Source organism: Streptomyces sp. NPDC054866, from assembly GCF_053610745.1.
Genome location: NZ_JBSGZA010000002.1, coordinates 1,192,166 through 1,205,209, shown reverse-complemented (window position 1 = coordinate 1,205,209; position 13,044 = coordinate 1,192,166). Strand labels below are relative to the sequence as shown.

Annotated in this window: 13 protein-coding genes and 1 tRNA gene; 4 read left to right on the top strand and 10 right to left on the bottom strand. The window is 68.9% G+C overall.

Features of this window, described 5'->3' with window-relative positions:
* Nucleotides 1-30: 30 nt before the first annotated feature.
* The 3 genes from ACWGI2_RS14075 to ACWGI2_RS14065 are packed head-to-tail and all read right to left on the bottom strand — an operon-like array spanning nt 31 to nt 3,268.
* Entirely contained in the window at nt 31-948 is a 918-nt protein-coding gene (locus tag ACWGI2_RS14075) for a carbohydrate ABC transporter permease (RefSeq protein ID WP_453695467.1), read from the bottom strand.
* Nucleotides 945-1,949 carry a carbohydrate ABC transporter permease gene (locus ACWGI2_RS14070; RefSeq protein ID WP_453395663.1) on the bottom strand — a complete coding sequence of 335 codons (1,005 nt, stop codon included), beginning with the start codon at nt 1,947-1,949 and terminating at the stop codon, nt 945-947. The genes ACWGI2_RS14075 and ACWGI2_RS14070 overlap by 4 nt, the downstream gene beginning before the upstream one ends.
* 5 nt (nt 1,950-1,954) lie before the next feature.
* Nucleotides 1,955-3,268 carry an ABC transporter substrate-binding protein gene (locus tag ACWGI2_RS14065; RefSeq protein ID WP_453695465.1) on the bottom strand — a complete coding sequence of 438 codons (1,314 nt, stop codon included), beginning with the start codon at nt 3,266-3,268 and terminating at the stop codon, nt 1,955-1,957.
* A gap of 333 nt (nt 3,269-3,601) precedes the next feature.
* Between ACWGI2_RS14065 and ACWGI2_RS14060 the strand changes: the two genes are divergently transcribed.
* Both ACWGI2_RS14060 and ACWGI2_RS14055 read left to right on the top strand, forming a co-directional pair.
* A complete protein-coding gene (locus ACWGI2_RS14060) occupies nt 3,602-4,657 on the top strand; it encodes a LacI family DNA-binding transcriptional regulator (RefSeq protein WP_453695759.1) in 1,056 nt (351 codons plus the stop codon).
* A 129-nt stretch (nt 4,658-4,786) separates the two neighbouring features.
* Nucleotides 4,787-5,419 carry a rhomboid family intramembrane serine protease gene (locus ACWGI2_RS14055; protein ID WP_453695464.1) on the top strand — a complete coding sequence of 211 codons (633 nt, stop codon included), beginning with the start codon at nt 4,787-4,789 and terminating at the stop codon, nt 5,417-5,419.
* 400 nt (nt 5,420-5,819) lie between these two features.
* On the opposite strand, the gene ACWGI2_RS14050 is transcribed toward ACWGI2_RS14055, so the two are convergent.
* Both ACWGI2_RS14050 and ACWGI2_RS14045 read right to left on the bottom strand, forming a co-directional pair.
* Nucleotides 5,820-6,098 carry a hypothetical protein gene (locus tag ACWGI2_RS14050; protein WP_453695462.1) on the bottom strand — a complete coding sequence of 93 codons (279 nt, stop codon included), beginning with the start codon at nt 6,096-6,098 and terminating at the stop codon, nt 5,820-5,822.
* A gap of 147 nt (nt 6,099-6,245) precedes the next feature.
* Nucleotides 6,246-6,506 (bottom strand): chaplin, encoded by a 261-nt coding sequence (locus tag ACWGI2_RS14045; protein ID WP_453695460.1) that lies wholly within the window; start codon nt 6,504-6,506, stop codon nt 6,246-6,248.
* A 272-nt stretch (nt 6,507-6,778) separates the two neighbouring features.
* Between ACWGI2_RS14045 and ACWGI2_RS14040 the strand changes: the two genes are divergently transcribed.
* The gene (locus ACWGI2_RS14040) at nt 6,779-7,027 is read left to right on the top strand and encodes an SCO4226 family nickel-binding protein (protein ID WP_160505175.1); all 249 of its coding nucleotides are present in this window, start codon (nt 6,779-6,781) and stop codon (nt 7,025-7,027) included.
* Nucleotides 7,028-7,096: 69 nt separating this feature from the next.
* On the opposite strand, the gene ACWGI2_RS14035 is transcribed toward ACWGI2_RS14040, so the two are convergent.
* The 4 genes from ACWGI2_RS14035 to ACWGI2_RS14020 all read right to left on the bottom strand — a co-directional run bounded on the left by ACWGI2_RS14035 (nt 7,097) and on the right by ACWGI2_RS14020 (nt 10,002).
* Nucleotides 7,097-7,169: transfer RNA gene (locus tag ACWGI2_RS14035), tRNA-His, on the bottom strand.
* Between the two features lie 111 nt (nt 7,170-7,280).
* Nucleotides 7,281-7,883, bottom strand: coding sequence for an oligoribonuclease (orn, locus tag ACWGI2_RS14030; RefSeq protein WP_453695459.1), 603 nt, complete (start codon nt 7,881-7,883; stop codon nt 7,281-7,283).
* Between the two features lie 10 nt (nt 7,884-7,893).
* Nucleotides 7,894-9,129, bottom strand: coding sequence for a GlxA family transcriptional regulator (locus tag ACWGI2_RS14025; protein ID WP_453695458.1), 1,236 nt, complete (start codon nt 9,127-9,129; stop codon nt 7,894-7,896).
* Between the two features lie 450 nt (nt 9,130-9,579).
* Nucleotides 9,580-10,002: a hypothetical protein gene (locus tag ACWGI2_RS14020; RefSeq protein ID WP_453395916.1), complete on the bottom strand. Its 423-nt coding sequence runs from the start codon at nt 10,000-10,002 to the stop codon at nt 9,580-9,582.
* Nucleotides 10,003-10,410: 408 nt separating this feature from the next.
* Here ACWGI2_RS14020 and ACWGI2_RS14015 point away from each other — a divergent pair, with 408 nt between their 5' ends.
* Nucleotides 10,411-10,935 carry a universal stress protein gene (locus tag ACWGI2_RS14015; RefSeq protein WP_135333169.1) on the top strand — a complete coding sequence of 175 codons (525 nt, stop codon included), beginning with the start codon at nt 10,411-10,413 and terminating at the stop codon, nt 10,933-10,935.
* 282 nt (nt 10,936-11,217) lie between these two features.
* Here the strand turns inward: ACWGI2_RS14015 and glmS are convergent, their stop codons facing one another.
* Nucleotides 11,218-13,035: a glutamine--fructose-6-phosphate transaminase (isomerizing) gene (gene glmS / locus ACWGI2_RS14010; RefSeq protein WP_453695457.1), complete on the bottom strand. Its 1,818-nt coding sequence runs from the start codon at nt 13,033-13,035 to the stop codon at nt 11,218-11,220.
* Between the last annotated feature and the right edge of the window lie 9 nt (nt 13,036-13,044).

The window sequence follows — 13,044 nt, the reverse complement described above, 5'->3', positions numbered from 1 at the left end:
GCACCCGGCAGTGCGATGGGCGGGAGGGCCTCAGCCCTTGACGGCGCCCTGCATGATGCCGCTCACGATCTGCTTGCCGAAGAGGATGAACGCCAGGAGCAGCGGCAGCGTGCCGAGAAGGGCGCCCGCCATGATCACCGCCCGGTCCGGGATGTAGCCCGTACCGAGGGAGTTGAGCGCCACCTGCACCGTGGGGTTCGACTGGTTCAGCGCGATGATCGGCCAGAGGAAGTCGTTCCAGGCCATGACGAACGTAAGGAGGCCGAGCACCGCCATCGCGGGCCGCGCGGCGGGGAACACCACGTGCCAGATGATCCGCAGACTACTCGCCCCGTCCATCCGCGCCGCCTCGATGAGCTCGCTCGGCAGCGCCTGGAGCAGGTACTGCCGCATGAAGAACACACCGAAGGCGCTCACGAACGTCGGCAGGATCACCGCCTGGAGCTGATTGGTCCACTGCAGGTCGGCGACCCACAGATAGAGCGGTACGACACTCAGCTGCGGCGGCACCATCATCGTGCCGATCGTGAGCAGGAGCAGCAGACCGCTGAACTTGAACTTCAGCTTGGCGAAGGCGAATCCGGCGATCGTGGAGAACAGGACGGTGCCGATGGTGATGCTGCCCGCCACGATCGTGGTGTTGAGCATCGCGTCACCGAGGCTCGCCTCGGTCCAGGCCCGCTCCATGTTCTTGAAGAGGTTCCCGCCGAACCAGAGGGGCGGCGGGGTCTGGGCGAGGCGCCCACTCGTACGGGACGCGGCGATCGCCGTCCAGATCAGCGGGGCCAGCGAGACGGCCGTGAACAGCGCGAGGACGAGGTAGGTCACGGGCCCCGCGTGCATGGTGCGCCCGGCCTTCAGGCCCAGGGGGCGCCCGGCCCTGGGCGCGGGAGGTCCACCCTCGGGCGCGGGACGCCCGGCCTCGGGGGCCATGGTGCCGGACTTCATTGGGCCTTCCTCAGACGTCGGGCGATCAGCAGATTGACCGCGGCGATGAGCAGCAGGATCACGAGCATCAGCCAGGCGACGGCCGAGGCCCGCCCCAGATGGCCGTTGATCCAGCCCTGGTCGTACAGATAGAGACCCAGCGTCTGGAACTGGTGGTCGGCGCCGCCCTTGGACCCGGCCGTGCCGCCGAACAGCAGTGGCTCACCGAAGAGTTGGGTCGCCCCGATGGTGGAGACGACGACCGTGAACAGGATCGTCGGACGCAGCATCGGGATGGTCACGTGCCGGAACTGCTGCCAGCGCGAAGCGCCGTCCAGCGAGGCCGACTCGTACAGGTCGTGCGGCACGGCCTGCATCGCCGCCAGATAGATCAGCGCGTTGTAGCCGGTCCACCGCCAGATGACGATCGACGACACCGCGAACTGCGAACCCCAGGACGATTCACGCCAGTTGATCGGGTCGATGCCGATGGACCCGGCCAGCCAGTTGACCATGCCGCCGTCCCACGCGAAGAGCAGCGTGAAGACCAGCGAGGCACTCGCCACCGACGTGGCGTACGGAGCGAGCATCGCGACCCGCCACAGAGTGGAGCCGCGCAGCTTGTAGTTGAGCAGATGCGCGATGCCGAGCGCGACGCAGAGCTGGGGGACGGTGGAGATGACGCCGATGGTGAAGGTGTTGCCGAGCGCGTTCCAGAAGTAGTCGCTCTGCAGCAGGTTGGTGTAGTTCTCCAGGCCGATCCAGGTGCTGCCGTCGAGGTCGGTCAGCGACAGGCGGTGCAGCGACGCCCAGCCCGTGTAGAGCAGCGGGAAGAGCCCGAAGGCGCCGAAGAAGAGGAAGAACGGCGCGACGAAGACGTACGGCGACGCCTTTATGTCCCAGCGGTACAGGCGGCTGCGCCACGAGGACGTGGGGGAGGCCTTGCGCCTCCCGGACGCGGCCGGGGCCGCGTCCCCCTCACCGGGGGACGCGGTCTCGGCGTACTCAGCGGTCTCGGACATGCGCGTCACTGTCCCAGAACATCCTTGATCTCCTCCTGAGCGGCCTTCCAGCCCTCCGCCGGAGACTTGCCCTGTTGCTCCACCTGGAGCACACCGATGTCCGTGATGGACTGGCCGATCTGGGCGTCCTTCAGGCCGTAGACGGCCGCGGGGGTGTTCTTCGCGATGTCGGCGAAGATCTCCGTGATGGGCGCGTCATTGAAGTACGCCTTGGTCGCCGGCGACGGCTTCAGCGTGTCGTACGCCGACGGGGTGGACGGGAAGCTGGCCTGCTTGGCGAAGACCTTCGCGAGCTGCTCGGGCTGGGTCAGCCAGACGGCGAGCTCGGTCGCCTCCTTCTTGTGCTTGCCCGCGCTCGGCACGCCGAGGAACGTTCCTCCCCAGTTGCCGTCCGTGGGCGCCTTGGCCATGTCCCACTGGCCCTTGCCCTCCGGACCCGTCTTCTCCTGGATGTAGCCGGCCATCCACGCGGGGCAGGCCACGGTGGCGAACTTGGCGTTGGCGAAGCCCTGGTCCCACGTCGGGTCGAACTGCTTGAGCTTGGAGGACATGTCGCCCCGCGCGACCTTCATCGCCGCGTCCCAGGCGTCCTTGCGGCCCTGGCTGTCCTCGTAGATCTCCTTGCCGCCCTTGTCGTAGTACCGCTCTTTCGCACCGGCGAAGACGGCGTTGTAGACACTGGAGGCGGAGTCGACGAACTTGGTCTCGCCGGGGGCCTTCTTCATGTACTTCTCGCCGAGCGCGACGTACTTGTCCCAGTCGCCTGCCCACTCCTTGGCGAGCTCCTCGCGGTCGGTGGGCAGACCGGCCTTCTTGAAGAGGTCCTTGCGGTAACACAGCGCGGTGGGGCCGATGTCGACGCCGAGGCCGACGGTCTTGCCGTCCTCGGTCGTGGCCTGCTTCCACTTCCAGTCGAGATACGTGGACTTGTCCACGCCCTCGGCCTTGCTCAGGTCCTCGAACTTGGCACCCTGGGTCTGTACGACCTCGGTGATGTTGCTGACTTCGATGGCGGCTACGTCATTGACACCCGCGCCGGACTGGAGCTGGGTGAGGAGCTTCGGATAGTAGGCGTCGTTCCGCTCGATGACGTTCTCTTTGATCTTGATGTTCGGGTGCGACTTCTCGTACTCGTCGTAGAGACCGGCCTGCTTCAGGCCCAGCACACCGAACGTGCCCACATTGAGGGTGACTTTGCCGTCGCCGCCCTCGGAGCCGCTGTCGTCATCGCTGGAACAACCGGCCAGCAGGCTGCCGGCCAGCGCGGTCACGGCCGCGAAGGCCACCATCCGTCCGGACCGGCGGGAACTCGTGCGCATTGCGTCCTCCTGTTGCCTGACGTGCCGACCCCCCGGCCAACTGCACTTCTTGCCCCGTTGCTTGACTCTTCGGCTCGGGCGGGGAACGTGCGGGATGTGTACGTGTCAGGTAGTGTGGGAGCGCTCCCACAAGTGATGAGTTGAAGAGTCGCGGCTGGGAGTGGGGGTGTCAAGGGACCGGACATAGAGATATGTCTTCAGTTATCGGGCTGTTACGAGGGCGCTCACGCCCGCCACCGGGGTGCTCGCACGTTCGGCCCATCCGCCCGGTGATGATCAGGCTGTTACATTCCCTACATTCCTCGCCGGGGGAAGTGCGACGGGAGGCGGATGATGGCAGCTCACGGTGCGCGTGGCCGCAGTGGCGGGCGACCGACCCTGGAAGAGGTCGCCGCGAGGGCCGGAGTGGGCCGCGGGACGGTCTCACGGGTGATCAACGGCTCGCCGCGGGTGAGCGAGGCGACCAGGACGGCGGTCGAGGCCGCCGTCGCGGAGCTCGGTTACGTCCCGAACACGGCGGCCCGTGCCCTCGCCGCCAACCGCACCGACGCCATCGCCCTGGTCGTGCCCGAGCCGGAGACCCGCTTCTTCGCCGAGCCGTACTTCTCCGACGTCCTGCGCGGGGTCGGGGCGGAGCTCGGCGAGACGGAGATGCAGCTGCTTCTGATCTTCGCCGGGAACGACCGCAGGCGGCAGCGCCTCGCCCAGTACCTCGCGGCCCACCGGGTCGACGGTGTCCTCCTGGTCTCGGTCCACGCCGACGACCCGCTGCCGGACCTCCTGGCCCAGCTGGAGATCCCCGCGGTGATCAGCGGCCGCCGGTCGGCCGACGAGGCGCTGCCCTCGGTCGACTCCGACAACTTCGCCGGGGCGCACTCGGCGGTCGAGCACCTCCTGACACGCGGCCGTACGCGTATAGCCACCATCACCGGCCGCCTGGACGTCTACGGCGCCCAGCGCCGCCTCGACGGCTACCGCGCCGCGCTGTCGGACGCGGGCCGCGCGGTGGACGAGCGGCTCATCGTGCCGGGCGACTTCACGGAGGAGGGCGGCCGCCGGGCGATGACGGAGCTGCTCGCGGCCTTCCCCGACGTGGACGCGGTGTTCGCGGGCTCCGACGTGATGGCGGCGGGCGCACGGCAGGCTCTGCGCGAGGCCGGGCGCCGGATACCCGACGACGTGGCGCTCGTCGGCTTCGACGACTCGGCGATCGCCCGCCACATGGACCCGCCGCTGACGAGCGTGCGCCAGCCGATCGAGGAGATGGGCCGGGCGATGATCGACCTGCTGCTCGCCGAGATCGCGGACGACCGCCCGGCGTCCGCCCGCCGCCTGGAGCACCGCCAACTGGTGCTGCCTACCGAGCTGGTGGAGCGGGCGTCGTCCTGAGGCAGGCCGCACGTGTCCGAGCCGATCCGATCCGCCGGGCCGAGCCGATCCGCCGGGCCGGAACACGGCTGCCCCTCCCAGACGTTGTACGGGACGTACCGGACACGGGGCAAAGGTGAGGGGGCGCCCATGTCGTACGACCCGTTCGGCACCGCCTACCCCACGCCGCGGCCGGCGCCCAAGCAGCGCTGGGGCGGCGCCAGGACGGCCGGCGTCGTCATGCTCGCCTGGCTGGCCCTGCTATGGCTCCTTGAGGCGCTGGACACGGTGAGCGGCCATGCCCTCGACACCTTCGGTGTCTCCCCGCGTGACGTGGGCGAGCTCCGCGATGTCATCCCCTCGGCCTTCCTGCACTTCGGCTTCGACCATCTGCTGGCGAACAGCGTGCCGCTGCTCATCCTCGGCTTCCTCGCCGCGCTCTCCGGGATACGCCGCTTCGCCGCGGTCATAGCGGTGATCATCCTCGTCAGTGGCCTGGGGGTCTGGCTCACGGCCCCGGCGCACTCCGTGACGGCCGGGGCGTCCGGCGTGGTCTTCGGCCTCTTCGGCTATCTGCTCGTTCGCGGGTTCGTGAACCACCGTCCCGTGGATGTACTGACAGGCGTGCTCGTCCTCGCGCTGTACGGCTCGATCCTTCTGGGCGCGCTGCCGACGACGGCGGGGGTGAGTTGGCAGGGGCACCTGTTCGGTCTGCTCGGCGGAGTGGCGGCGGCGTTCCTGTTCCGGAACGGGCCCCGACGGGACTTTCCCGCGGCCCCTTGACAGGGGGCATATGCGGAGGAAACTGGTCATTACACCAGAAATCCGGGAGAACCGCACCGTCGGTGGAGACGTTCACCGGCAAGAGATTCCCGCAGGCTCTGGCCAGGCCCCCGAAGCCCCTCGCTACCGGAGCCTCAGTGACGGCTGAGGTAGATGGCAACGGTTGAGGACTCCGGGGACTGTTTTGTGAGGGGGGACGGGTTTGTGAGGGGGGGGACGGGCCGCCGACGCGGGAGGCAACCGACGGCCCTTGCGCCTCTCGCGTCCCGTGCCGACCCGGGCCACACGAAGCGCCACACGCACTCTGCACCCGCCCCGCGCGAGTGGGAAGGGTGCGCGCGGGGCGGCCATGAAGGCGGCTGTCCGCGCCCCGTGAGAGAGCGAGAGCCGCGCCGCCCCGTCAGCCTCGCTCCCGCGAGCCGACACGGCCGCGGCCGCGCAGGGCGTGTGTGCCGGTGATGACCGCGGCCAGCCAGAAGCAGGCCCCGGACACCGCGACCCGCGGCGGAGCGCCGAGCACCAGGGCGAGTACGCACACGACGGCGCCGACGGCGACACCGGAGGCGATGGACGCCGTGTCATGCCACGGAGGCGTGACGGGGCGGCCCGCGAAGATCATGACGCCTATGGACAGGAGCACCATCAGGGCTCCGCTGTAGATGAGCCACGTGCTGCTCAAGATCGTTCTCCACTCGTACGTACGGTGCTGCTGGTGCCGATGATGTTGCTGATGTCGCTACGTGCAGTATCCGCCGTAGTACTGCCCCGGGAGGAACGGAGAAGGCCCGGCCCGCTTTCGCGAGGCCGGGCCTTCGTTGCGTCTGGCTCAGTCGTTGACGCAGGTGTTGCCGAACGCGGGGTTGAGGAGCCCGATGATGTCGATCGAGTTGCCGCAGACGTTGACGGGCACGTGGACCGGTACCTGGATGGTGTTGCCGCTGATGACGCCGGGCGAGTTCTGTGCCGAGCCCACCGCGTTGGCGCCGGAGCCCTCGCCAGGGAACGGGTCGGCGGCGGCCGCTCCGGCTCCGCCGATGACGGTGGCCGTGGCGAGGGCAGCGGTGGCGAAGATCGTGCGCAGACGCATGGGGAACCTCCTGGTGAGGAAACGGGGATCTCGGGTGTGAGGCCTCACCGATCCGGCGCGCAGATAAAACGATCATGGCCCGTCTGCCGGTACGGAGTCGTCCGTACGTGGGACATCGGCCGCCGACAGCGCTGGGAACCCGCTGGCCAGAGGGTGCACAGTCGCATCCGCGGTGGTACGGGCGCAGGATGGAGATAGTGGAGCGGGGCTGACAGGCGGACTTGGCAGCTCCGAACGCCCGAACCGCGCAAGCCGGAAGGGGGTGCGACGCCATGTCCCAGTTCATGGACGTCCACCACGGGATGAAGGACATCACGGCCGATCAGCTGAAGCAGGCTCACCAGGCGGACCTCGCCATCGAGAAGGAAGAAGGCGTCCACTTCAAGAAGGCATGGGCGGACCCGGACTCCGGCACGGTCTACTGCCTCTCCGAGGCGCCATCCGCCGACGCGGTCCAACGCATCCACGAGCGTGCCGGCCACCGGGCCGACGAGGTCCACCCCGTCCCCCTGACCGTCTGACCGTCCGGACCACGCACGGACATGAAGAAGGCCCGGTCCGCTTCCGCGGACCGGGCCTTGATCAATCAGGGTGAGTGACGGGACTTGAACCCGCGGCCACCTGGACCACAACCAGGTGCTCTACCAACTGAGCTACACCCACCATGTCCGGTCGTTTTGCGTTCTTCCGACCGGCCGAGAAAAAGTGTACAGGGTCCGAAGGGGTGCTCGCGCACGCCTTTTCCGGACCCCGTACAGAGGGGTTCCGCGGAGGCTACTCCGCGGGCAGCACGTACTTCGCCGCGATGGTTTTCGCGGTGTCCGAGTCCGGCCCGGGCTGCGGGACGAAGACCGCCTCGCGGTAGTAGCGCAGCTCCGCGATGGATTCGCGGATGTCCGCCAGCGCCCGGTGGTTGCCGTTCTTGTCCGGGCTGTTGAAGTAGGCCCGGGGGTACCACCGCCGGGCCAGTTCCTTGATCGAGGAGACGTCGACGATGCGGTAGTGGAGGAACTCCTCCAGCGTCTGCATGTCGCGCAGCAGGAAGCCCCGGTCGGTGCCGACCGAGTTCCCGCAGAGCGGAGCCTTGCGGGGCTCCTTGACGTGCTCACGTACGTACGCCAGGACCTGCTCCTCGGCGTCGGCCAGCGTCGTGCCCGACGCCAGTTCGTCGAGGAGCCCCGAGGCGGTGTGCATTTTGCGCACCACCTCGGGCATGGTCTCCAGCGCCGCGTCCGGCGGGCGGATCACGATGTCCACACCTTCGCCGAGCATGTTCAGTTCCGAGTCGGTGACCAGTGCGGCCACCTCGATAAGTGCGTCATCCGTCAGCGAGAGCCCGGTCATCTCGCAGTCGATCCACACCATGCGATCGTTCATGCGTCTTACCCTACGGCGCGCTCCTCTGGCCGGGCAGTGGCGGACGTCCTGGCGCGTACACATCCGAGCTCGGCTTCCCCGGATCCGCGGAGAGCGAAGCCGAAGGGCCGATGGCACTGGCCGCCGCCGTACGCCGTGTCTGCGACGGGACGGGCCCGCTCTCCGTGTTCACCGTCGCCGAGGTGGGCACGGGCGGCGCGGATTCCAGCATCGCCCGCTCACCCCCCTGCGGCCTGCGGGCGCGGTAAGCGGCCCGGTAGGCGGCGGGCGACGAGCCCAGCTGACGGCGGAAGTGGCCGCGCAGGGCCACGGGCGAGCGGAAGCCGCAGCGGCCCGCGACCTCGTCGACGGAGTAGTCGGAGGTCTCGAGCAGCCGCTGTGCCTGCAGTACGCGCTGAGTGATCAGCCACTGCAGGGGAGCGCTCCCGGTGAGCGAGCGGAACCTGCGGTCGAAGGTGCGCCTGCTCATGTACGCGCGCGCGGCCAGGGTCTCCACGTCGAACTGCTCGTGGAGATGTTCCAGGGCCCAGGCGACGACCTCGGCGAGCGGGTCGGCGCCGATCTCCTCAGGTAAAGACCTGTCGAGATAGCGCTCCTGGCCGCCGGCCCGGCGCGGAGGCACGACGAGCCTGCGGGCGAGCGCGCCCGCCGCTTCGTTGCCGTGGTCGGTGCGCACGATGTGCAGGCACAGATCAATTCCGGCCGCGGTCCCCGCGCTGGTGAGCACGTCCCCGTCGTCGACGAAGAGCTCCCGCGGGTCCACATGGACGGACGGATATCGCTTGGCCAGCGTCGGTGCGTACATCCAGTGCGTGGTCGCCGGACGGCCGTCGAGCAGACCGGCCGCCGCGAGCACGAACGCGCCGGTGCACAGGCCCACGATGCGTGCGCCCTCCTCGTGCGCGCGGCGCAGCGCGTCGAGTGCCTCCGGCGGCGGCGGTGATGTGATCGACCGCCAGGCCGGCACCACCACGGTGCCCGCACGCCCTATGGCCTCCAGGCCATGTGGCGCGGTGAGTTCGAGCCCCCCGGTCGTGCGCAGCGGCCCCTCTTCACCGGCGCAGACCAGCAGCCGGTAACGGGGGACCCCGGCGTCCTGCCGGTCGATCCCGAACACGGAGAGCGGTATGGAACTCTCGAAGATGGGGCCACCGCTGAACAGCAGCACCGCGACAATCTCCCTGCGGCGGCGTCCGGAAAGCTTCCGCGACGCGGCTTCTTGCACGGCAGTGGAGTCGTGGCTCATGGTGCTAAGCCCCCCTCGGTCGTCGCGGCTCCCTGTTCTTGGCGTGCTCTGTTTTCTCTGCGTGTGCTGCGAGTTCTGCGTTCTCGGCGCTCTTGGCGTTCCTGTCGGACCTGTCGCTCCTGCACGTTTCCCCTCGGTCCTCCACCAGTCCCCCGCCGTAATACAGTCATGATCGAATCTACTGCGTCCCGTGCTGCCGGGGTGACCAGTTAAGGACCCGGCACTATGTCGACATGGCAACTTGGCGTGAAGCAGTCGATCACGAAGCGTTGCACTCACGGGCGTTGCTGGGAAGTGCGCCTCGGCTCCGTGGCCGGTCCCCGTAGGGTTCAGGCGCCTTCCGCATGCCTTTCAGCCCTGGTGGGACCGGGGTTGAGTACCCCTTCGGCCAAGGAATGCATGGCCATAGGAAGTTGGCTGAAAAGATACGGGTGGGTGCGCGCGAATCGGTCAGTCCTCCGGCGCAGACCCACCAGCATGCCGACCGCCCCTGTGCGCCCCCGCGCCCGTCCGCCCGTGCCGCCCGCGGCGCTCTGGGCGCTCGGGGCTCTGCTCGTCGACGAGCCGCGCCGCCCCCCGCTCGGACTGCCGCAGAAGTAGCCGGCATACCCCTGTCACGGCCACGAGCCCGAGGGCCGATCCCGCGGCTCCCGCCAGGGAGGTCCCGTACCCCACGAGGACGACGGGAACCAGGACGCAGCTGAACGCGGCCCAGCGGACGACGTCGCTCGCGGAGTCCTGCGCGGACGCGGGTGGCGTCTCCTCGGCGCGCGGCGCGGGGACGCCGCCGCGCGGGCGCTCGCGCGCCCCCTCGGGCGGGCGCCGGTGGCCCTGCGGCGTGGCGTGTGAGGTCGTCGTGACGTGTGAGGACACGGGCTGCGGTCCAGGCACGGCGGGCTCCCTGTGGCGGTGGCGTATCCACGTTCAACGCGTGGTCGCGCGGCCGGTCACTGGCGTGAACCTTGTGGCCGAAGGCAGTCCACGCGGGTGGGTGCCCAAACCGCCTGTACGGGGCAGCAACCATTGCCATACGGGCGCCGCTCATGCATGCTCCGGTGAACGCCGTGAGGCTCCCGCAGGGCCGGTAGCAAGCTCTGGGCAGGAGAGGAGTGTCGCCGTACCCTTGGGGGTATGGGGTTGGGAAGATGATTCCCGGACACAGCTCCGGTGGTCGCCGCTCCTCCTCGCCCCTGCCCGATCCTGTCCGTTCTGCTCCATACTGCGCCGTACGACCCGAACAGAGCCGACCCTCCCACAGAGGACTCCTTCGCCGAGACACCCATGGCCGGTCACGAATTCTCCGAACCAGCGGACCGCAAGCGGCAGGTCGCCGATCCCACGGCGACCCCCCAGGCGGCGGAAGAACCACGTCATTCCTGCGATCCGGCCTTCCGGCACGGGGTCGTCGTCGGTTTCGACGGCTCGACCTCCAGTGAGCGCGCTCTCTCGTACGCGATCGGGATGGCCCATCGCTCCGGGTCCGGCCTGATCATCGTGCACGTCGCCAACCGGCTCCCCACCACGGTGTGGGCGGGCTGCGAGCCGCCGGTCTTCGTCGACGTGCCGGACCACCGCACCGAAGTGCTCGGCCTCGAACTGGCCTGTGCGGACTATCTCGCCGAAGTGCCGTGGATCCTGGTCGAGCGCGGCGGCGACATCTGCCACGAACTCGAAGAGGTCGGCCGGGAGTACTCGGCGGACGCGATCGTCGTCGGATCGACGCACGGGATCGTGGGGCGCATCTTCGGCTCGGTCGCGGGCCGGCTCGCGCGCCGTGCGCAACGGCCCGTCGTGGTCATTCCGTAACGCCTCTTCGTCCCAGGTGGGGTGAGGGTGGCGAGCCGTCAACTTCCTTTGCGTGTAGATAAATCTACTCGTGCGTACAGGTGGGTTGTGCCCTTGTGAAGGGTACGTACAGGGGGCGCGACAACCTGCCGACCGGGGAGTGACGGCCACCGGCCGAGGCAGGGCGCGGGTCGGGGGAATGGGCGCCCCTGGCCCCTGAAGAACGACCCCTCGCACGCTTGGTGGCACGCGCGAGGGGTCGTTCACGCCGCGAGAACTACGCGGCTCGTCGACTTGTGAGAACTACTCGACCGTGACCGACTTCGCCAGGTTGCGCGGCTTGTCGATGTCGCGGCCCAGGGCCAACGCCGTGTGGTAGGCGAGGAGTTGGAGCGGGATGCCCATCAGGATCGGGTCCAGCTCGTTCTCGTTCTTCGGGACGAGGATCGTCTGGTCGGCCTTCTCCTGCTCCTGGTGCGCGACCGCGAGGATCTTGCCGCTGCGGGCCTTGATCTCCTCCAGGGCGGCGCGGTTCTTCTCCAGGAGGTCGTCGTCCGGGACGATCGCGACCGTGGGGAGCGCGGGCTCGATGAGCGCGAGCGGGCCGTGCTTGAGCTCGGAGGCGGGGTAGGCCTCGGCGTGGATGTACGAGACCTCCTTGAGCTTCAGGGAGGCCTCACGGGCGACGGGGTAGCCCCGTACGCGGCCGATGAAGAGCATGGAGCGGGCTTCCGCGTAGCTCTTCGCGATCTTCTTGATCTCGTCCTCCTGCTTGAGGATCTCCGAGATCTGGCCGGGCAGCTTGCGCAGGCCCTCGATGATCCGCTTGCCGTCGGAGACCGACAGGTCGCGGATGCGGCCCAGGTGCAGGGCGAGCAGGCCGAAGGCGACCGTGGTGTTCGTGAAGCACTTGGTCGAGACGACGCAGACCTCCGGGCCCGCGTGGACGTACACGCCCGCGTCGGCCTCACGGGCGATCGCCGAGCCGACGACGTTCACGACGCCGAGGACGCGGGCGCCCTTGCGCTTCAGCTCCTGGACGGCGGCAAGCACGTCGTACGTCTCGCCGGACTGCGAGACGGCGATGTAGAGGGTGTCGGGGTCCACGACCGCGTTGCGGTAGCGGAACTCGGACGCCGGCTCCGCGTCGGCGGGGATGCGGGCCAGCTCCTCGATCATCTGGGCGCCGATCATGCCCGCGTGGTACGAGGTGCCGCAGCCGAGGATCTTGACGCGGCGCACCTTGCGGGCGTCGTGCGCGTCGAGGTTCAGGCCGCCGAGGTGCACGGTGGAGAAGCGGTCGTCGATGCGGCCGCGCAGGACGCGGTCCACCGCGTCGGGCTGCTCGAAGATCTCCTTGTGCATGTACGTGTCGTGGCCGCCCATGTCGTACGACTCGGCCTCCCACTCCACGGTGGTCGGCGAGGCGGTCGTGCGCGAGCCCTCGGTCGTGTACGTGCGGTAGTCGTCGGCCTTGATGGTGGCCATCTCGCCGTCGTCGAGGGTGACGACCTGGCGGGTGTGCGAGACGAGCGCGGCGACGTCCGAGGCGACGAACATCTCCTTCTCGCCGATGCCGAGGACCACGGGGGAGCCGTTGCGGGCGACGACGATGCGGTCGTTGAAGTCGGCGTGCAGGACGGCGATGCCGTACGTGCCCTCGACGTGGCGCAGGGCCTCGCGGACCCGGTCCTCCAGCTTGTCGGCCTGGGCGCGGGCGATGAGGTGGGTGAGGACCTCGGTGTCCGTCTCGGAGAGGAACTCGACGCCGTCGGCGGTGAGCTTGGCGCGCAGCTCGGAGGCGTTGTCGATGATGCCGTTGTGGACGACGGCGACCTTGTCGTCACCCGACATGTGCGGGTGGGCGTTCTCGTCGGACGGGGCGCCATGGGTGGCCCAGCGGGTGTGGGCGATGCCGGTGGTGCCCTTGAAGCGGGCCGGGACCTTGGCCTCCAGGTCGCGGACGCGGCCCTTCGCCTTGACCATCTTCAGGCCGGTGGCCTTGGGTCCCGTGATGACGACGCCGGCGGAGTCGTAGCCGCGGTACTCCAGGCGCTGGAGGCCTTCGAGGAGGAGGGGGGCCACGTCACGCTTGCCGATATAACCGACGATTCCACACATAGAGGGTGT